The organism is Simiduia curdlanivorans, assembly GCF_030409605.1.
In the GTDB taxonomy this organism is placed as follows: domain Bacteria; phylum Pseudomonadota; class Gammaproteobacteria; order Pseudomonadales; family Cellvibrionaceae; genus Simiduia; species Simiduia curdlanivorans.
The window spans coordinates 939,256-958,765 of record NZ_JAUFQG010000006.1; the positions used below are offsets into that span (position 1 = coordinate 939,256).

Consider the following 19,510-nt stretch of genomic DNA (forward strand, 5'->3'; position numbering starts at 1 on the left):
CAGAAAAGCCAACGGCATTACATGAAACAAAAAATGCCAGCATTTTAATTTTACCAGTCCCGTTTGCGCCTGCGGCCGACAGAAAGGTAGGTTCTATTGCGCCGGTTGAAATGAGCCGCTGCTACATTTTATTTTTTACTTTTGCCGTTGCTATCGCCTGCAGTGGATCATCTGGCCATGGGTGTTTCGAATAGCGGCCCTTCATGTCTTTTTTCACCGCTTGGTAACTGCCGCGCCAGAAGCCCGCGATATCCTGGGTAATTTGTATCGGCCTGCGCGCTGGCGACAACAAATGTAACAACAAAGTGACCTTGCCGTTAACCAACGCAGGGGTTTCTTCGCAACCAAACATTTCCTGCAATTTGACCGCCAGCACCGGCGGGCTTTGATCATAGTCGATAGCAATAGCATTGCCAGACGGCACCAACCAGTGGCTCGGCGCTAATTGATTCAACGCTTGTTGTTGATGCCAATCGAGCTGGTTGCACAACAAACCGTGGAGATCGAGTGCTTTAAAATCCTGCAACTTATTAATTTTGTCGACATAGGGCGCCAACCAAAGATTCAGGTTATTTAACAGACCGGTATCGGAAAAATCTGGCCAGCTTAGCTCAGACTGGTTGATGGGTTGCTGTGTGTGCTCGCGCACTAACATAACCCGCGCCCGCAGTTGACGCGCGGCTTCACTCCACTCGAATAACCCTAAACCTCTATCGCGCACCAACTGCAGCAATGCCTGTTGCTTGGCCTCGCCGGTCAGGGGCGGCAATTGTTTACTGGCAAGGATGAGTGCGCCAACACAGCGGCGCTGCTCTGCAACAAAGCGCTCGGCGTTGTTGTCCCAGCCCAGTGACTGCTCAACGCGCACCAGTGTTTTTAACGGCCCGTCGAACAAGCTTGGCGCCAGTGCGGCGGCTAAAAAAATGCGCTCACCCGTGTGCCCGCCGGTTTCCGCAACCACTAGCCAGGGCTGACTGCGCAAACTATCGGTTTCGGCTAACACGGCACTTCTACCATTACTCAAGCGATAGTGATGCCCCTGCTCGGAGCGCCGCTGGGCGATGCGATCGGGGAAGGCAAAGGCTAACAACAAGCCGGCGATTTGATCTGGTGGCACCGATAACTCGCCTCGGCTCACCCTAGTCGCTTCGGCCCGCTGGCCCAAGGCGCGCTCAAATTGACTGGCCAGTTGGCGCAAGCGCTTTGCCACACCGCCAGGCCCTTGGCGATCGCCCTTAAGCCAATCGAGGCGCAACTGTACATCTGCGCCACCGGCGTTGACATCGCGCTCACTGAGTAAAGCCGCAATCAATGCCGCTTGAGGTAACTGGCCCAGCGCTTGCGCGCACACGAGCATGTGTGCCAAGCGCGGATGAGCAGGCACATCGCTCATCATGCGACCTTGCTCGGTAATCTGTTGCACGCCGCGCTCATCCACAGCGACGGCTTGTAAACGCAACAGTAAATCGACGGCCTGCTGCCAAGCCCCCGTGGGTGGCGGGGTTAGCCAACGCAGTTCCGCTGGGCTTGTTACACCCCAGCGAAACAACTGCAAGGCCAGGGGCGATAGGTCCGACTGCTCAATTTCCGGCGGCGTGAATGCCGCCAACTCTTGCTGCTGCGTCTCGCTCCAGAGGCGATAACAAACGCCCGGCGCTAAACGACCCGCGCGACCCGCGCGCTGGGTACTCGACGCCTTAGAGATTCGCTTGGTCACTAGGTGGGTCAAACCGGTATTCGGGTTAAAGCTGGCTTGGCGATACAAGCCACTATCAATCACAACATCGACGCCATCGATGGTCAAACTGGTTTCGGCAATATTGGTTGCCAGCACAATTTTGCGAAAGCCCGGCGCGCAGGGCTCGATCGCTTGGCGCTGCTGATCGAGACTTAAATCACCAAATAAGGGCGCCAACATTACATTATTCAACGCACAAGAATCACTGCCCAAGCGATGGCTTAAGGTATCGGCAACGCGACGAATTTCGCTTTGCCCAGGCAGAAATACCAACACACTGGCATCGTGATGTTGCAGTGCAATAAAAATAGCGGCCACGATTCGCGCCACCAGATCTTGATTAAATTGCCAGGGTTCACTGTAGTGAATTTGAATGGGGTAACTTCGCCCCTCGCTGCGAATAATGGGCGCGCTATCGAGTAAACGGCTAATGTCTTGACCGTCTAGGGTGGCCGACATCAGCAAAAGTTTCAGTGGCTGCTGACGTAAATCGCCATAGAGATCGCGCGCCATTAAGGCTAGAGCTAAACCTAAATCGCCATCCAAACTGCGCTCGTGAAATTCATCAAACACAACGATGCCATAACCCTCGAGGCTTGGATCATCCTGCAGCATGCGGGTCAAAATACCTTCGGTAACCACCTCGATTCGGGTGCGGCGGCTGATTTTTGATTCCATACGCACGCGAAAACCCACCTGCTCGCCCACCGCTTCATTGAGTAAGCTCGCCATACGGCTCGCCGCAGCGCGCGCCGCTAAACGGCGCGGCTCCAATAGCAGAATTTTCTGACCCTTGAGCCAAGCTTCGGTTAACAGTGCAAGCGGTACATAGGTGGTTTTACCGGCGCCGGGCGGCGCCTCCAGAATGCAGTCATCGCTCTGGCGCAAAGCGGCGAGTAAGTCGGGTAACACGGCGTTGATAGGTAAAACGTGCATCTTGGGCATCGCGCTAAAAATGCCAGTTTACCGGAAACTGAAAAGGGTGCCAAAGCACCCTTTACATACGTTGATCACCAACGTCCCGCATAGAAAATTAACTCGCCGCCCAGAGCCTCGCACTGCGCGCGGGGATGCGAATCCATTTGACACTGGCGTCGATGGAGAAGGTATCGCCCGTCAAGGTATCGACATAATTGCGATACCAATAATACTTGTCGTTGGTGTTGAGTTTTATCCAGCGCTCTTCACCGCACTTATTGATCCCCACAACGCCCTCTTTACCACGGCGGAAAGCCACCACGCAATTGTCGGCCCACACACTTTCTTGGGCCTGGCCTTTAACGCGGTTGTGAAATTTCACCATGGCTTTGATGTCCGACTGTTTATAGTCATCCACCCAGCGATTATTGTCGGTGCCGGTTTTATCGCTAAATACCATGGGCGCGCCGTCTCTGCGACCCAACACATAGGCATAGGCCAAATGTTCGTCGGTGCTGTTCATGATTAGATAGCGAAAACCACTGTTGGTGGGAATATCGTGGGTAATTGGCATAGTCACTGCGCGATCACCCGCCAAGGCATTGCCGTTTGCATAGGGGTTATCCAAGGCCGCCATGGAGCCACTGGGTTGCAGGGCATTGCGCATAGCATTCAACAAGGGAAAGTCATAGGCATCGTGATCGGTGCCGTTGAGGTAGGGACCTAAATAATTTTGATAGTCGCTGGTGTTGGTGCCGCCACTGGTGATCACCTCGCCAAAAACATGCATGCCTTGTTTAATACTGGCGGTAAATATTTGATTAATGTGCCAGTTGGTCATGTGTTTTGCAGCATCGACGCGAAAGCCTTTTACGCCTAAGTTTTTTAAGCCCTGCAAATAAGATCGTTGCGATTCGACAACATAGCTATTGGGGTTCAGATCCGGCAGGCCTTTATCGGGGTAAGCGCCGCATAAACGCCAATTCTGCACCTGCCATACGTTGTTGTAATCGCTTATACATTTAGCCTCGTGAAAATCCCAGCTACTCAGCAAGCCGTTATCGAGATTGCCAAATAATTTTTGCTTGTTCCAATAGGTTGGGTTACTGGCATAGTCGGTAAGCGCCGCGCTGCCGGGGAAATCGGTGGCGCCATTGCGCTCGTTGGCCATGTGATTCAGCACTATGTCTGCATACACCACAACGCCTTTGGCTTTTAAAGCATTGACCATCGCCACAAAAGATTCTTTATTGCCAAGGCAATGATCGATCACACGCCAGTCCTGCGGCTGGTAGCGTTGCCACCATTGGCAACCGGTTTTTGACGACTTCAATGGCGGTGCAACCAATACGGCTTTATAGCCGAGATTGGAAATTTCCGTGGCTTTATTCTTAACGTCCGTATAGGTCCAATTAAAGGCGTGTAAAATAACATCGGCCTTGGCTGGGCCGGCCAAGCAGAAAAACAATAACAGGGTACACAAGTGGAACAGGCGCGGGGATAAATTAACCAGACTCTTATTCATTATTTTCTCCTAGTTAGCTGTGTGAAAAAACACCATCGCAGTTAAAGAGAAATATCTATAAACAACAATGTTTATGCATACGTATTCAATTTACGAACTCTGATCCTGTTTAAATACAAAAATCAATTTGAAGAAAATCAAGGTGTTAGTCGATGGCGGCTCAGTAGTCCGACAGCCACACGGCTCGCATGTGTTCGAAATTATGAAACACAACACACAATTACGCCGCCACCAACTGGCACGGCTGTCCATATGACTACGCAGTCTCACTGGTGCAACTTACAGCTATTAGCTAAAACAGTGCCGTAACAGAGATAGAGTCAGAGTCAGAGATAGAGTCAGAAAAAGACGACGAAAGGTAAGTCAAACAACGTACCAGTCTAGGAGGAGAAAACCGATGCGGGTTGATTAGCTCTATTAAACGACGAGATCATAGCCCGCGCCTGTAGAGATGATCTCAAGTCTTGCTAGGGCTGCGCTGTCAACCAATCTTCAATGACTTGACGCTGATTGCTAAAACGCCAATTCAAGCCATCAAATTTTTCTACACCCACCCAAGCAACATCTAAAACCTCAACCGTAAACGGCCGCTTTTCATTTAACTTAGGCTGGTCAGCTCGGCGTTCGCAACGGAACAAATGAAAGCCGTTTTCGTAGATGTGAATTAGCCCACCTACGTTCACTTTCAAACCCGTCTCTTCCCAGGTTTCACGCAACGCGGTGCACTGCGCCGCCTCACCCGCCTCTGCCGTGCCGCCCGGCAGCGCCCACTTTGCGTTCCACTGCTTCAGCATCAAGACTTCTTGGTTTTCAACAATTAAACAACCGGCATTTGCCGATGCCATGGGCGTTTCGAAAGCGGGGCAGGCCTCGGCCATAACAGCCACAGAAAACATTGGGGTAAAAACGGCAAGCCAGAAAATCGCTGCGTTTGGTGCTAGAGACTTAAACAGCATTATTTCAATGCCGCGCCGGCTAGCGGGTTACAATCTTTAATGACCACCTTACCCTCTAAAACATTGCCCTTGGAATATTCATAAAAATAACAGGTATTGGTTTTAGGGTCGTAATTTTCAACCCACAGGTTGTCATCTTTCCATGTGGTTGCAATATGTAGCTGACCACTCGGGATAGTAATAGACATAACCCCGCCAAAGCGTTTGACGAAAACCTGCTCAAAATGAAACACATAACTAGCCCAGCCAACCAACAGAATACCGGCTGCACAGCCCGCGGCAGCGCGCCAATAGGTTCGCTTTGCTAGGAGAAAGAAAGCGCCAAAGGCGAGCCCTAAAACAACAATCCAATACAGGTAAGTAATCATAACAAGGTCCTTTTAGATAAAATCGTACGCGCGACTATTCTACCAGCTACAGCGCTCACTCGGATGCCAACTTAGCGCCCTGGGCGGATACAAAATCGAACAGCTCTTGTTCACATTCCGCCGGCACCTGTAGGTCGAGTGTTACGCAATCACTGTAACGCACCTGCCGTACAGCGCCACCGTGGGTTTCCAGCCAATGCCGGATCGGCTGTTCAAACTTAAAATCACCCGCAACGGTGTAATCACTCAGGGCGACAATAGCCCTCGTGCGGAGGCCATCTATGGCCAATTGCGCGGCATGACCGTAGGCCCGCACTAGCCCGCCGGCACCGAGTTTCACGCCGCCAAAATAGCGGATTACTATTAACATCAGGTCGCCAATATTTTTATGTTGCAGCACATTTAAGATTGGCTTACCCGCCGTACCCGATGGCTCGCCGTCGTCGGAAAATGCGACTAGGCTGGGCGCTTGCGGGTGGCCGATATAATAAGCCCAACAATGGTGGCGGGCATCTGGATAGGCGAGCCTGGCCTGCGCTAACAACGCCAGTGCCTGCTCGCGCGAACTGGCAAAGTGTGCTTGGGCAATAAAGCGGCTTTTTTTCACTTGGTATTCAATTTCAACCCCGTCAGCCGGCACTCGGTATTCAGCTGACATGTCGAGCACCGAAAGATTGCACCAAGGCGACAAGCTGATCGATGCGCGCATTGCTCAGTTGGCGATAATCCAAATAGGGGCAAACAATTATGCGTCTTATGGGGTCTACCGCAAAGTGCGCATCGAGCCAGGTGAGATTATCCACCGATAAGGTTTGCGCCCAGGTCTTTCCCGCGATGATGTGAATACACGGATCAGAAAAATGGGGCCGCGAAAATACCAGCGCCTGATCGCAGCCCGCCTGCAATAAATAATCGTCGCGGAAGGCCTGCCAAGAGCTAGCGCCGCGCGCGCAAAAACGCGAGTCCGATTGGCACAAAGCGAACCAAAACTTGGCAAATACATTAAACACTTTGCGCCAATGGTTACTGGTATTAAATCCGATATGAGCCAGTTCACCCGCAACCACCGGGAAGCAACCTTGGCGGTTTAGGTAGGGCGCGATGGGTGGGCGGTTGGCAATATAAATGGCGAGTTTGGGTGATACACTGCCCAGGCTGGACACATTTTCTATCTGCGCTGGCGCGAACATCATCGGCTCTAGCGGCATAGGGGCTAACGGCATAGGGTCACGGCTCGAGGGTTATTGGCCCTGATCATAAAGTTGCGCGGGGTGAGTTGGTAATCACAAAAGGTAAACACATCAACCTCTGCGCCCTGCTCTTGCAGATACAGTGCGCGATCTAACACCAACCACAGCTCTATGGCGCGCCGAAAAAGCTTGCTCACTAACTCGGTGCGCCGCACCTCAAGCAAGCGCCGTTGGCCGCGCAGCAAACAAGCCGCAATGTCTAAGCCCGCCGGTAATGGCACCGCTTTTTGGGTCGCGGCCCAGGCCAGAAACGCGTCGAAAGGCCCTGCCAACATCGCCTTCTTGATGCTGGGCAAGGGCAGATATTCATCCACGCCTCGGATCTGGCGCTGCAACATATCAAAGCTGAGGCGCCAATTGGCCTCTAGGTCACGCAGGCGTTGCACGCGCTTGCCGCCGGTGACGGTGGATTGCAGCGGCAAACTCAAATCAGCTTTGCTTAACCGGATAGCGCTGGCTTTAGCCGCTTGGCTAAGCGGCAGATAACGCGCGTCTTTGGTCAAATGGTAACAACAAGGTGCCAGCAGCAATTGTTCGCCCTTCCGCACCACCCAGGCTTTTAATAACTGTGTGTGTAAGTCGCCACAGGCGTGTAGCGCAATGCTCATGCCGCCTCGAGGAATATGCTCCTTGGTTTCGGCCATTAATGCATCGGCACACAGGAAGGTTTGATCTACTCGGTATTTATCTCGGTATTTCGCGGCCAATTGCTCGCCCTCGTGGCACAAGCCTCTATCCCACTCTAGGCTCTGTACCTCACAGCCGTGTACCGAGGAAACCACGCGGCCTAAATGGCCTTTGCCGGCACACCACTCCAACACGGTGCCTGCGGGCTTGGGCATAGATTCGACGAAGGCCGCAATTTGGCGCCATTTGCGCCCTGGAATACCCACCCCCAAGCGCGCTTCCACGTCCTTGTGATCGTTCGACTCAGGCCGTTGAAACTGCTCAAGCAACTGATTTAGCGCTTCGCCCACGGGTAACCAAGGGGAAAAAAGCGCCACTAGCTCGTCTTCCGCGCCATCCAACTGCCAAATTTGCTCAATACTCAGGCTATCGACGCACTGCTTAAGCCCTTCGGGCCAGAGCCTATCAAAGGTGGCAAAGGCCCGTACCTGCCAATACTGACGGTGTTCGGTCAACAACCGATCGAGATGGTGAAATTGTTCAGTTAGCACAGAGGGTATCTTTTCTAGGCAAAGGCGCATTTTAGCCAGATAGACCGGCTTCGTCATAGCGGATAACAGTTGCCCGCCGCGCGCTGGCTAAATGTCAAATCCTAGGTACAAACTAAGTTATTGAAAAACGGCAGTAAATGACGCCTGTGCTAGGCTCCTATAATACATATTCCGGTTATCTTTCCCTTAGGTCTAGGATCTACAGCTTTGACTAACGCCCTCTTTCGCCTCTTTCTTATGCTACTCGCTGGGTTCTGTTCCACCACCGCGAGTGCCGAGCAACAGGTCAGGTTACAACTCAACTGGGATCACGAGTTTCAGTTTGCAGGCTACTACGCCGCAAAAGATTGGGGGCTCTATCAAGCCAATGACCTAGACGTAAAAATTCAAAGTGGTTTTACCCGCGACGGCCACAGAATTAACGCTATCGAGCGCGTGCTTAGCGGCGAAGCTGAACTCGGCATTGCAGGCATTAACCTGCTGGTTCACCCTAAATTTGAGTCAGATCTTCTGATTCTAGCGCCTATATTCCAACAAAGCGCCGCGACGTTATTTAGTTTAAAGAAACAACGGCTGACCAGTCTGAAGGACCTTCTGGACAAGAAAGTCGCCTACCAAGAAAATAGCAGCCTTATTTTTGAACTCAAGTCCGCGCTAAAGCAATTAGGCATAGATGAAGAGCGCATTCACTTTGTAAAAAACACCATCGATATTAAAAACCTCGTCGCACAAGATGTCGATTTCGCGCTCACCTACGGCCCATCTCTGCGCTACCAAGCAAAAGCTGAAAACATGCAAGTCAATGAGTTAGCGCTCAATAAACTGCATAAACGCTACTATGGCGACATTCTGTTCACGCGGAAAAATTTTGCCAACAGGCACCCAGATATCGTCAGGCATTTCGTTCAGGCCAGCCAACAAGGTTGGCAACACGCGCTGGGCAAACCCAATGATGTTATTAATACTATTTTGAAAAGTTACCCAAGAAATTACTTAATGCTAAGTAATGTGACCGCCTACAACCAATTTTTCGCCAATGAGATAGGACAATATATACAGTACCCAACCGTACCCATTGGTTACTCAGACAATATCCGCTGGCAGCAAATCGCCGATCGCCTTGTCACTGTGGGCGCCATTAGCCAGCCCCTAGTCATGCATCGATCCATCTGGCAGCCACACCACTCGCCCGACATTTCGAAGAGCCTACTGCCGTTTATCACCGCCATTAGCCTGTGCTTTCTACTCATACTCCTACTGGTAGCAAAAGGCTTTTACCAACCGCTACTCGTCGTTCTAGGCGTCACTATTTTAATCACTGCAGTGGCCGTAGAGCGCTGGTTAACCATTCAGTTAAACGATCGGCTTTACATTTCACAATTAGAGTCCAACATGCAGCTGCGCGCGCAGCTAGAAGGCACACTAAACAATATACTGACTGGAGTTTATGGTATTGCGGTGCATATCAGCGGCACACCCGATATCACCCAGCGACAATTTGCCAAATTCTCTGCAGCAATTATGCGGCACGACCCAACCATTAGAAATCTAGCGGCAGCACCAGATCTTGTCGTAAAATTTGTATACCCTTTGGAGCCCAACAAATCCGTCTTAGGCCTCGACTACACCACAAATGCCGATCAAAGAGACGCCGCGCTGGCCGTACGAGACCGTGGCGAACTGGTACTTGCCGGCCCACTCAATTTAATTCAAGGCGGCCTAGGCTTCGTCGCAAGAGCGCCGGTATTTACCACCTCAGATTCTGGTGAGGACAGCTTTTGGGGCCTAGTTGCCGCGCCTATTGATGCCGAAAAGCTCATGCTGCGCGCAGGCCTCGACCCCCAAGGCTTTATTACGCCGGAAAATCCCACACCAAATACCAACATTGCCTTACGCGGTAAAGACGGCAAAGGTAGCATTGGTGATATATTCTACGGCAACCCGGCGCTGTTTGAAGATCCGAGAGCCTTAACCGTACCCATCAGCATCGGCGGCGACAGCTGGATACTGGCGTCAGTACCTCCCATTGACGAAGGGCTTTCCTACGCCACACTGGCGGCGACTCGCACCACTGCGCTGCTCGCCTTCTTTCTTTTCGCCGTTATCATTCGAGTGCTGCAACAACAAAATATAAAGCGTAAAAAATCCGAAGTTCAATTGCAGCAAAACCAAGGTTTACTCACCGAGATTGGCGATATTGCCCAAGTTGCAGGCTTGCGTATCTCCGGCGCCAAACTGATTACCCAAATAAACCCGCAAGCATTTTCCATTCTGCGCATTCCACCGCGCGAAGCACCTTTCTCAACCGACGATTTAACCCACGCCTTGAGTCGAGTAGCCGCGTTAAAACTACTATTTATTATTCGAAAATGCCAAGAATCTGGCGAGCGGCAACAGACTGAAATTGAGGTCATCCGAGACAACGATGAGTCACAGTGGATTAAAATTATCTTTAGCGCGGTGAATGGAACGGAAATAATCGGCGCTATTCAAGATATTACCCGGCAAAAAAACAACGAGATAACAATCCGTGAACAAGCCACTATGGATCGGGTTACACAGCTACCAAACCGCTGGTTCTTCACTGAACAAACGGCTATCGAGCTAAGTAAGGCCAAGCGCGAGAATGCCAAAATCGCGCTACTATTTATTGATGTAGACAATTTCAAATCCATCAACGACAGTCTTGGCCACGCCACCGGCGATGAATTTTTGCGCGCCATTGCCAGCCGTTTAAAGGCCTGTACCCGCGACTCTGATCTCGTGGCTCGCTTAGGAGGCGATGAATTCACCGTATTACTCACTAACATAGACGATTATAAAAATGCCTTTAAAGTTGCCGAGCAAATTATCCGCTCGATGAACCAAGCCTTTATGCTTATGGGGCACCAAATATTTTCTAGCGTCAGCATCGGCATATCTATCTTTCCCGATGATGCAACAAACTCCGATGTGTTGCTCAGTCACGCCGACCAGGCCATGTACGCAAGCAAGCAAAACGGCAAAAACAACGCAAGCTTTTTCACACTTGCCATGCAGGAGCAATCGGAGCGTCAACACTGGATATACAATGAGCTGGTGCGCGCTATCGATCAGGACGAGATCTCCGTTGCCTATCAACCCATTTTTAGGCTATCCGATGAGTCTATCGCCGATTGCGAAGCCTTGGCCCGATGGACCAAAGCCGACGGCCAAAAAATCTCTCCCGCCGAATTCATTCCTGTTGCGGAGAGTTCAGGCCTTATCAGCAGGTTAGATCTTTTAGTATTGAAGAAGAGTTTGAATTTATTGAGCAAGGCGAAAGGCATAGGCGTTTCCGTTAATATTTCACCGAGATTATTTCACGAAACCGAAAATGGTTTCGCTATATGGCGCAGCCTCGTGTTATCCCATGAGAAAAAATCGCAAATTACAGTTGAAATAACCGAGCGACTGCTGGTTGATGACCGTATTAATGCCGAGGCACAACTGTCAGACCTACAGCAGGAAGGCCTGTCAATTTCTCTCGATGATTTTGGCACCGGTTACTCATCACTGAGCTATCTATCGCGCTTCAATGTCAACAAGTTAAAAATAGATCGATCTTTTGTGATGGCTATTGGCCGTAACAAAACCCAGGAAACGCTTATTGAAACCATTCTCAGCATGGGCGAAAAGCTGGGCATTGACGTGGTTGCCGAAGGGATTGAAACCCAAGAACAGCTTGAGTTTTTAAGGGCAAGAGGCTGCCAATATGGTCAGGGTTTCCTACTTGCAAAACCCATGAGTGAAACTCAGCTGCTGACACTGATGGCATCCGATCTCACCACATCAGGTTCTTAATCATTGAAACTACCTAGCACTGCCTCACTCTCTGCCCTCATGCTCTTATCAAGCACAACACAAGCCGGTGATGCCAGTCTTAGTCTGCTCTATGGTGATAACTACGTGGTCGAGCCGGCACTGCAATCAACAGCCACCATTGAATACGCAGCTGGTTGGGCGAAAGGAGATGTATTTGCTTTCATCGACCTGAAAAATTATCACCAGAGCGATGCTGAGAATAGCTGGTATGGTGAATTTTCACCGCGCGTTAAAATAATCGATAGTCGATATCCACTGTTTGCCGCGTTTACTTGGGAGCGCGGCAAAAATGATACCGAGGCCTACCTTGCGGGGCTGGGCACGAATTTAACGTTACCGGGCTTTACCTTTAGCAAGGTGAATGTTTACTACCGCGACTCACCGAACAAAGATGGCAGTAGCTGGCAGTCCACCTTATCTTGGTCCATCCCCTTCATTAACGGTGCGTTCATTTTCGATGGCTATATTGACTGGGTATTTAGCTCGCAGGAAGGCGCGAAAAATATACACGTGAACCCACAGTTGAAATGGGATATGCAAAAGCAGCTCAACACCTCAATGCGTTGGTATTTGGGTTTCGAGTACGATTATTGGGACAAGAAATACGGTATTGATGTGGATAGCATCGACAGCGCGCAAAACACGGCGAGCTTTTTACTCAAAATACATTTTTAAAACGACATAAAAAGCCAACCCATTGGTTGGCCTTTTATGGCCGAGCCGGTACGGCAAGCAATTAATGATGATGACCGCCAACGCCGTGGGCGTGGCCATGCTCCAACTCTTCTGCCGTAGCGGCACGAACATCCAGTACTTCAATTTCGAAGGTCAAAGTCTTACCCGCGAAAGGATGATTAGCATCGACGTCGACATTGAACTTACCCACTTTTAATACCACAGCATCCTGCGCGCCATGCTCGGTATTAATGGCAACGGTCATGCCCACGCGTAACTTATTTTTCAATTTTGCGTGATCAACCAAATGCTTGATCGGAATTCGCTGTGTTGCCCCTTCGCGCTTTTTTCCATAGGCTTCTTCAGGTGCGAGGGTTAAGCTAACCTTGGCACCGGCTTCCAAGCCATCAATGCCTTTTTCCATGGCAGGTAACAGGTTATCGTGACCATGCAAATATAAAACTGGCTCGCCATCCCGTGAGCTTTCTAGGGCCGTTTCGCCCTCTTTTAGGTCGTAGTGAAAGCTCACTACGCTGTCATTACTGATTTTCATGGTCTTGGCCTTAGTGGAAATGGGAAAAAGGTGGATATTGGAAAAAGGCGCAAGTATGGCCAGCTCGGCCGGTGTTGGCAATGGCGACTTTGCCGGTAAGCTTTGCTAGGCTTGAGCGCAAATATCGGACGTTTTACCACAGGGATAACTATGCACAAGCTCCGTTTAATAACGTTTACCGTGACCTTTTTCACCCTCTGCAGCCTCTACCTTAGCGGCTGCAGCCAATTAACCATTAACCTGCCGGCCATCGCCGATAGCCAAAAGCGGCACCCAGGTCAGGTGGTTTGGCGCGATCTACTAACCCACGACATGAAGGCTACCAAACAATTTTATAGTGGGCTGTTTGGCTGGACATTCACCGAAATACCCAATGCTTTTGGCGCTAGCGCCTACCATTTGATTTCATTTGAAGGCCAAACCATTGGCGGTGCCGTAGACACGGCCGGCTTGAAAAAAGGCCAAGAGTTAAGCCAGTGGGTATCCGTATTCTCCAGTACAGACCTCGCCGCTAGTGTGAAAAGTGTGACCGCTCTAGGCGGTAGTATCGAAGGCGGCCCTCAGTCGGTGGGCGACAGAGGTCAGCTCGCGGTGGTTAGAGATAGCCAAGGCGCAGTCTTTGCCCTGTTGCAAACAGCCAAGGGCGACCCGGTTAAAACGCCAACCAAAGCCGGTTACTTTCTCTGGCAAGAACTCTGGAACACCGATGGCGACGGCCAGTTTTATACCACATTGTTCGGCGCCCAAGCCCAGACCAGTAAGCTCGGAAGCGCCCATTTCACCTACTTTACTGTGCGCGAGCAACCGGCATTCTCCGTGACCCGCTCGCCTATCGAAGGCTTGGCGCCAACTTGGGTTACCTACGTTCACGTGGACGACGTACAAGCGACAGTTAAAAAGGCGCAAGCCTTAGGCGGCGTTATTGCGGTAGCGCCACAGCGCAACCCCATCGGCGGCGAATTAGCGGTGATACTCGATCCCAGCGGTGCTGGTTTTATCGTGCAGACCTGGCAAGCCAATCAAGACAAAGGTGCGAATAAATGAAACGGATAATAAACAAAACTCTCTTGCTCACCTGCATTGCCGGCGCCAGCCTATGTCTAAGCGGCTGCGACAATGTCGCCGTTTATGGCAGCATGTCTGTGGGCAGTAGCTGGGGCTCCTATTACGGGCCCAGTTACGGCCGTGGCGGCCCACACATGGGCAGCAGCGTCACCATATCGGGTCGAATCCGTTAATAAACCCATCCACTCCGCGCTGACGGACGCAGTCACTTGCGTCCAGCAACATATGCACGATGAGCCCGACGCCTACCCAGCGGGTTTTTGGCAACGCCGCCAATAGCGCGTAGAGAAACCACACCGGCCAGCGGTGTAGTGGGTGGAAGTTGATACTACAGCGCTCAGGGTCGTATAGGGGCGTTGCCAGCAGGTGGTCAATGTCGACCAGCATTGTCAGCAACATCAGATAAAACGGGGCCCGCCAAGCCTTACCGCACACCAGCCTAGCAAGCACCAAAGGCACCAGGAGGTGCAAAACCAAATGGATAGATCCGGCAATGGTCACAAAAAGCCCTTTATTAGCCAATAATTACCCAACAGTACTGCTACCTGTATAGGCTCAACATAAAAAAGATTGCAGAGTTGCGTTAAACTCTAGCTATTCGCGTTTCAACCCTTGTGTTGTACGCGCCTTGCCATAGAATTCGCCAATTTACGTTAGCTGTCGCAGGCCAACACTCTGATCCACCCTACCGAGCAAAAATGAGGGCTTCCACATCAACATGAACTGGTCTATCGATGATTCACGGGAACTATATAACATCACCCATTGGAGTGATGGTTACTTTGACGTAAACACGGCCGGTGAACTCATTGCCAAACCCGACCCAGATCAACCGACGCACCAAGTTAGCCTGATGGAGCTGGTCAACAAAGCCCGCGCCATGGGTATGACAGCGCCACTGTTGGTTCGCTTTAACGACATTTTGCACGACCGTGTCGACCGGCTTTGCGGCGCATTTACTAAAGCGCGAGATAACATTGGCTACACCGGTCAATACCGGGCAGTTTACCCAATTAAAGTCAATCAGCAGCACGATGTGGTAGAGCAGCTGTTACTGCACGGCGGTCAGGAACGCTTCGGTTTAGAAGCTGGCTCCAAACCCGAGCTGATGGCCGTTATCGGTCTGGCAAAGCCCAATTCTGTGATCGTGTGCAACGGCTATAAAGATCGCGAATACATTCGCACGGCACTCATTGCCGAACACCTAGGCCACCAAGTTTATATCGTGGTGGAAAAAATGTCGGAAATGACCTTGGTGCTGGAAGAGGCCGAGAAAATGGGCGTAGATCCACGGGTTGGCGTGCGCGTGCGCCTTGCCTCACAAGGCAAGGGCAAATGGCAAAGCAGCGGTGGCGAGAAATCTAAATTCGGCCTTTCACCCACGCAAATTCTCAGCATGGTGGAAACACTGCGCGCGCAAAATAAATTGGGCGCACTCCAACTCGTGCACTATCACTTGGGCTCACAGCTTGCCAATATTCGCGATATTCAACACGCACTGCGCGAAGCCGCCCGCTATTTTGCCGAGTTACACAATTTAGGTGCCGCCATTAAATGGGTCGATGTAGGTGGTGGTTTAGGCGTGGACTACGAGGGCACCACCAGCTCGCAATCCAGCTGCTCAACCAACTATTCCATGCAAGAATACGCCAATAAAGTGGTCAATGCGCTGTACGACATCTGCACGGAAATGAATATCGAACATCCGAATATTATTTCCGAATCCGGTCGTGCCATGACCGCGCACCACGCAGTGTTAATCACCGACGTGATTGGCGTCGAAGAAACCGTGGGCTACAAATTACCCGCGCCCGTGGGCGAAAATGAACCGGTTATTTTACAAGACCTCTGGCACGGTTTTAATAACATTTCACGGCGCACGGCCTTAGAAATCTATCACGATGCGGTTTACGCCATTGGCGAGGCCCACAGCCTGTACGTACACGGCGCATTAAATTTACAAGAATGGGCCAGGGCCAGCGAGCTCTACGCAGCCAGCTGCGTGAAAGTGCGGGACATTCTGCAAAACAACCCAGGCGTGCACGCGGAAATTTTAGATGAGCTCAATGAAAAGTTAGCTGATAAAGTATTTTGTAACTTCTCACTGTTCCAATCCCTACCCGACGCTTGGGCTATTGGCCAAATTTTCCCCGTACTGCCGCTGCACTATTTAGACAGAAGACCCGAGCGCCGCGCCATCCTGCAAGACATTACCTGCGATTCAGATGGCAAGATCGATAAGTATGTTGAAGGCGAAGGTATTGAACCGACCATGCCAATGCCGATTGTGGATGAAGACAAACCGCTTTATTTAGGCATGTTTATGGTGGGCGCTTATCAAGAAATCTTAGGTGACTTGCACAACCTGTTTGGCGACACCCACTCACTACACGTCGAGTTTAATGCCGATGGTAGCTATGAGATCCTCAACCCATTAATGGGTGACACAGTAGCCGACATGTTGTCTTGCGTTGACTTCGACGTGGATCATCTCATCAAAACCTATCGCGAAAAACTTGCCGCCAGCGATTTACCCAAGGCTACCCAAGAGGGCTACCTAGCTGAGCTGGAAACAGGCATGACGGGATATTCTTACTTAGAAGAGTAAAACCCTAGCGCTGTAACAGCCGAAAAATAAAGCAGAAAAAAGGAGAGCTAGGCTCCACTGCTGTCCCACAGTTATGTCGCGGGAGAGTTTGGTGCCCGTACTAGCGACCGTCACCCGCATGGATGCGGGTGTTGAGACTACATGGATGTATTCACGTCGTGTCGCTAGTGCGGGCACCAAGCTCATGTCCAAGTATACGCCGAGATGTCGCATCTATTATGAGACTTAAAGCCTAACGATGGTCATATCGTTTTTGTGGGACAGCAGTGGCTACGCTCTCCTTTTTTATGGGTACGAAATCTAACTCAGTTTATTTTTGCGACGCTTGCAGTTGCGCCAATAAACGCTCGCCCCACACCTTAAACAGAGCAGCAATATTAGCTCGATCGGTATCTATGCTCGCCTGCTGAAATTTCTCACCTACTTGTTGATCGCCGGCAATAATTGCCAATAGATCGCCTGTAGCACCGTCAATCATTTCCACTTGTACAGCAATTTCGCCGCTGCCACGGGTCATGACTTTTTCATCTTTAGCTGCAAAGGGGGTGAGCGAGGTGATTTTAACTTCCACTTCCAAAATACCGGGGCCGGTAAAAGGAACCACTTTAAAGCGCGCATCCTTCTCTACTTCGGCTTTTATGGCATCGTGGTACAAAGCTTGAACAGCGGCGATATCACGGCCTTCCAAGTTCCACACTTTTGGGCTTTTATCTTCCGCCCAAGCCGGTGGCACAACCTTGGCCTTTGATAAATCTAACGGATGCAAAACCACTTGGGTGTAAGCTGAAAAATCCACCCCTGGGCGCACATACTGAATATCCATTGGTTTTTGGGCAAAGCTCAATTGCGCCGCTAATATCAGACTAATCGCACCTAAAATCTTCATGGTCCGGTGAAAATGTAACATACCTGCTCCTCTTAATTCGTTCCGTTGAAGTATCGAGTCTAGACGAAGCTGAACATTAATCGATTTGGCGGGCAAAAAAAGCTAAGATGCGACGCATCTTAGCTTTCAATAAATCGAAAAGGTCTATTTGGTGGTGGTAAATTCGTTACACACCATCACATCGATATCTAACCCGCCGATGACCCGCTCAGCCGTGTTACCGCGCAGCAAGGTACCGGTTGAACCCAACTGATTCAGCGTGCCCATAATCACCAAGTCGGCATCGATAGCGCTAGCCACAGCTGCGACAACCTCGGCGGTATAACCTTGCTTCACATGAATTCGATCGGCCGGTAATCCAGTTTCATTGGCCAGGGCGCCACGGTCGGGATACAGCATCGAATCCAAGTAGCCGTTAACAAAATGCAGTTCGGCATCATAGTTGCCAGCAATATACTTAGCGCGCTGAACGATTTCGCGGTTTAAGGCTTTCTGCTTGTCTTTATCGGCTTGGAAGTTAACCGCCGCCAAAACCACCTTGCGCTTGTCGTGGGCACCTGGGCGAATCAGTACAACTGGGCACTTGGCTTGCTTTAAAACCTGCCACTTAGATTCCGCAAAGGTAAAGCGACGGCTATTTTTGGCGTGCACTGGCAGGTAAATCATTTCTGCATCACAGCGCTTAGATTCTTGGATAATTGAACCCTGCCAATCGCTCGACCAGCAAACTTGTATTTCACACTCTAGGCCGGCCTCTTCTACCGGCTTGCGGATTTGATCGCGGAACCAGTACTCGTCGCGGAACAAGTGATCGTTGGTGGCGCGGGTATCTACCGCTTCGCCATCAACAGCCACGAAAACAATTAATTTAGGGCTTGGAGAACGGAATTTCGACGTGATCAATGCGCGCTCTAGTGCGATATGACGGTCATTGTTAGGGTCTACGACCACGAATACTTTCTTTTCAGCTTGCATCATCAAACCTCTATTGCCATAAGCCCTAAGGCTTCCTTATGTTTATAATTGCGGATCTTCCAACCTGCGCTCCTAGCCGGCAGGTTCCAGCCCAGAGCAACCGACACCTTACCACAGCCCGCTCCTGTCTTAGCTAATGTGTAGTCACTAAGTTAGCATTTCAAGTGCCGCCGCGGCCTTGCGCCAAATCAGCTTTTGCGCGATTTGCGCACCAAATCATAGGCGCGCTGGACCTCTTGCGCGCGCTCGGTGGCCATCCTAACCATATCGTCTGGCACGCCCTGCCCCATCAACTTATCTGGGTGATTTTCACTCATTAATTTGCGATAAGCCTTTTTCAGTTCGGCATCCGTCGCGGTTTTATCGACACCAAGTGCCGCGTAGGCAGTAGCTAGTTCGCTGCCACTGGGTGGCGCCGTGTGACCGCGAAACTGATCCTGAGCGCGCAACATGGCTAACAGCTGATCGAAGGCCGCGCCGGCAAAGCCCAAGCCCGCCGCTATCTCGCGCAGCGCTTCGGCTTCTTTTGGGTGCAGTTCGCCATCGGCCATGGCGATACCGATCAGATAGGTCAGCAACACCCGACGTAAATCGGGAAAGGTCTGCGTGGCGCTATAAAACTCCCTTACCACGGTGGTCGGCGTGAAAATAGATTCCGTACCAACTTTGAATAGATTAATGGCTTGCGAGCGATGTTCCTCGGTCATGCCATATTTAGACATCAAGTTTTCCGTGTGATCGATTTCCTCTTGCGAAATGCGGCCATCGGCCTTAGCCATGTGCCCCAACAAGGGAAACAAGGTATTGATAAAGCGCTGCTCCAACTCGCGCTTTTGCTCTGGGCTCAAGCCCATGCCCACTTGGCGTAAACCCTTATCAAAAAAGTGGCCAACAATGATACCGAGAATTAACCCCGGTACATTGAGCGTGAGCAGGCCGATGATGCCGCCAATTATTTTTCCAATCATGTTA

17 protein-coding genes are annotated in these 19,510 nt (G+C 50.9%); 5 read left to right on the forward strand and 12 right to left on the reverse strand.

Going from position 1 to position 19,510, the window contains the following annotated elements:
• Positions 1-121: 121 nt before the first annotated feature.
• The 7 genes from hrpB to QWY82_RS17970 all read right to left on the reverse strand — a co-directional run bounded on the left by hrpB (position 122) and on the right by QWY82_RS17970 (position 7,933).
• The gene (gene hrpB, locus QWY82_RS17940) at positions 122-2,674 is read right to left on the reverse strand and encodes an ATP-dependent helicase HrpB (protein WP_290265124.1); all 2,553 of its coding nucleotides are present in this window, start codon (positions 2,672-2,674) and stop codon (positions 122-124) included.
• 97 nt (positions 2,675-2,771) lie between these two features.
• A complete protein-coding gene (locus QWY82_RS17945; RefSeq protein ID WP_290265125.1) occupies positions 2,772-4,181 on the reverse strand; it encodes an alpha-amylase family protein in 1,410 nt (469 codons plus the stop codon).
• Between the two features lie 467 nt (positions 4,182-4,648).
• On the reverse strand, positions 4,649-5,137 hold the full coding sequence (locus QWY82_RS17950) for an NUDIX hydrolase (protein WP_290265127.1): 489 nt from the start codon (positions 5,135-5,137) through the stop codon (positions 4,649-4,651).
• Positions 5,137-5,505, reverse strand: a complete 369-nt coding sequence (locus tag QWY82_RS17955; protein WP_290265128.1) for a hypothetical protein — start codon at positions 5,503-5,505, stop codon at positions 5,137-5,139. Before QWY82_RS17955 ends, QWY82_RS17950 begins: the two co-directional genes overlap by 1 nt.
• A 55-nt stretch (positions 5,506-5,560) precedes the next feature.
• Positions 5,561-6,163, reverse strand: coding sequence for an IMPACT family protein (locus QWY82_RS17960; protein WP_290265131.1), 603 nt, complete (start codon positions 6,161-6,163; stop codon positions 5,561-5,563).
• Entirely contained in the window at positions 6,153-6,728 is a 576-nt protein-coding gene (locus QWY82_RS17965) for a DUF6942 family protein (protein ID WP_290265132.1), read from the reverse strand. The genes QWY82_RS17960 and QWY82_RS17965 overlap by 11 nt, the downstream gene beginning before the upstream one ends.
• Positions 6,719-7,933, reverse strand: coding sequence for a methyltransferase (locus tag QWY82_RS17970; protein ID WP_290265134.1), 1,215 nt, complete (start codon positions 7,931-7,933; stop codon positions 6,719-6,721). Before QWY82_RS17970 ends, QWY82_RS17965 begins: the two co-directional genes overlap by 10 nt.
• Before the next feature lie 207 nt (positions 7,934-8,140).
• Between QWY82_RS17970 and QWY82_RS17975 the strand changes: the two genes are divergently transcribed.
• Positions 8,141-11,755 carry an EAL domain-containing protein gene (locus QWY82_RS17975; protein ID WP_290265136.1) on the forward strand — a complete coding sequence of 1,205 codons (3,615 nt, stop codon included), beginning with the start codon at positions 8,141-8,143 and terminating at the stop codon, positions 11,753-11,755.
• A gap of 3 nt (positions 11,756-11,758) precedes the next feature.
• The gene (locus tag QWY82_RS17980) at positions 11,759-12,451 is read left to right on the forward strand and encodes a DUF5020 family protein (protein ID WP_290265138.1); all 693 of its coding nucleotides are present in this window, start codon (positions 11,759-11,761) and stop codon (positions 12,449-12,451) included.
• A 61-nt stretch (positions 12,452-12,512) separates the two neighbouring features.
• On the opposite strand, the gene QWY82_RS17985 is transcribed toward QWY82_RS17980, so the two are convergent.
• Positions 12,513-13,004, reverse strand: a complete 492-nt coding sequence (locus QWY82_RS17985; protein ID WP_290265141.1) for an FKBP-type peptidyl-prolyl cis-trans isomerase — start codon at positions 13,002-13,004, stop codon at positions 12,513-12,515.
• Positions 13,005-13,154: 150 nt separating this feature from the next.
• Here QWY82_RS17985 and QWY82_RS17990 point away from each other — a divergent pair, with 150 nt between their 5' ends.
• Positions 13,155-14,048 (forward strand): VOC family protein, encoded by an 894-nt coding sequence (locus QWY82_RS17990; RefSeq protein ID WP_290265143.1) that lies wholly within the window; start codon positions 13,155-13,157, stop codon positions 14,046-14,048.
• Positions 14,045-14,242 (forward strand): hypothetical protein, encoded by a 198-nt coding sequence (locus QWY82_RS17995; protein ID WP_290265144.1) that lies wholly within the window; start codon positions 14,045-14,047, stop codon positions 14,240-14,242. The genes QWY82_RS17990 and QWY82_RS17995 overlap by 4 nt, the downstream gene beginning before the upstream one ends.
• Here the strand turns inward: QWY82_RS17995 and QWY82_RS18000 are convergent.
• Complete coding sequence (locus tag QWY82_RS18000; protein ID WP_290265146.1) at positions 14,217-14,570, reverse strand: DUF6122 family protein; 354 nt, start codon at positions 14,568-14,570, stop codon at positions 14,217-14,219. The genes QWY82_RS17995 and QWY82_RS18000 overlap by 26 nt on opposite strands.
• A gap of 217 nt (positions 14,571-14,787) precedes the next feature.
• Between QWY82_RS18000 and speA the strand changes: the two genes are divergently transcribed.
• Positions 14,788-16,677 carry a biosynthetic arginine decarboxylase gene (gene speA, locus QWY82_RS18005; RefSeq protein ID WP_290265148.1) on the forward strand — a complete coding sequence of 630 codons (1,890 nt, stop codon included), beginning with the start codon at positions 14,788-14,790 and terminating at the stop codon, positions 16,675-16,677.
• A 310-nt stretch (positions 16,678-16,987) separates the two neighbouring features.
• Here the strand turns inward: speA and QWY82_RS18010 are convergent, their stop codons facing one another.
• The 3 genes from QWY82_RS18010 to djlA all read right to left on the reverse strand — a co-directional run bounded on the left by QWY82_RS18010 (position 16,988) and on the right by djlA (position 19,506).
• Complete coding sequence (locus QWY82_RS18010) at positions 16,988-17,584, reverse strand: DUF3313 family protein (RefSeq protein ID WP_290265151.1); 597 nt, start codon at positions 17,582-17,584, stop codon at positions 16,988-16,990.
• 123 nt (positions 17,585-17,707) lie between these two features.
• Positions 17,708-18,538, reverse strand: coding sequence for a universal stress protein (locus tag QWY82_RS18015; RefSeq protein WP_290265735.1), 831 nt, complete (start codon positions 18,536-18,538; stop codon positions 17,708-17,710).
• Positions 18,539-18,726: 188 nt separating this feature from the next.
• Positions 18,727-19,506, reverse strand: coding sequence for a co-chaperone DjlA (djlA, locus tag QWY82_RS18020; protein ID WP_290265153.1), 780 nt, complete (start codon positions 19,504-19,506; stop codon positions 18,727-18,729).
• Positions 19,507-19,510: the final 4 nt, after the last annotated feature.

Bases quoted from the DNA above. Each gene is read 5' to 3' on its own strand.
- QWY82_RS18015 (WP_290265735.1), bottom strand. From the start codon at position 18,538: ATGCAAGCTGAAAAGAAAGTATTCGTGGTCGTAGACCCTAACAATGAC.
- djlA (WP_290265153.1), bottom strand. From the start codon at position 19,506: ATGATTGGAAAAATAATTGGCGGCATCATCGGCCTGCTCACGCTCAAT.
- QWY82_RS17945 (WP_290265125.1), bottom strand. From the start codon at position 4,181: ATGAATAAGAGTCTGGTTAATTTATCCCCGCGCCTGTTCCACTTGTGT.
- QWY82_RS17960 (WP_290265131.1), bottom strand. From the start codon at position 6,163: ATGTCAGCTGAATACCGAGTGCCGGCTGACGGGGTTGAAATTGAATAC.
- hrpB (WP_290265124.1), bottom strand. From the start codon at position 2,674: ATGCACGTTTTACCTATCAACGCCGTGTTACCCGACTTACTCGCCGCT.
- QWY82_RS17955 (WP_290265128.1), bottom strand. From the start codon at position 5,505: ATGATTACTTACCTGTATTGGATTGTTGTTTTAGGGCTCGCCTTTGGC.
- QWY82_RS17950 (WP_290265127.1), bottom strand. From the start codon at position 5,137: ATGCTGTTTAAGTCTCTAGCACCAAACGCAGCGATTTTCTGGCTTGCC.
- QWY82_RS17965 (WP_290265132.1), bottom strand. From the start codon at position 6,728: ATGCCGTTAGCCCCTATGCCGCTAGAGCCGATGATGTTCGCGCCAGCG.
- QWY82_RS17990 (WP_290265143.1), top strand. From the start codon at position 13,155: ATGCACAAGCTCCGTTTAATAACGTTTACCGTGACCTTTTTCACCCTC.
- speA (WP_290265148.1), top strand. From the start codon at position 14,788: ATGAACTGGTCTATCGATGATTCACGGGAACTATATAACATCACCCAT.
- QWY82_RS17985 (WP_290265141.1), bottom strand. From the start codon at position 13,004: ATGAAAATCAGTAATGACAGCGTAGTGAGCTTTCACTACGACCTAAAA.
- QWY82_RS18010 (WP_290265151.1), bottom strand. From the start codon at position 17,584: ATGTTACATTTTCACCGGACCATGAAGATTTTAGGTGCGATTAGTCTG.
- QWY82_RS17995 (WP_290265144.1), top strand. From the start codon at position 14,045: ATGAAACGGATAATAAACAAAACTCTCTTGCTCACCTGCATTGCCGGC.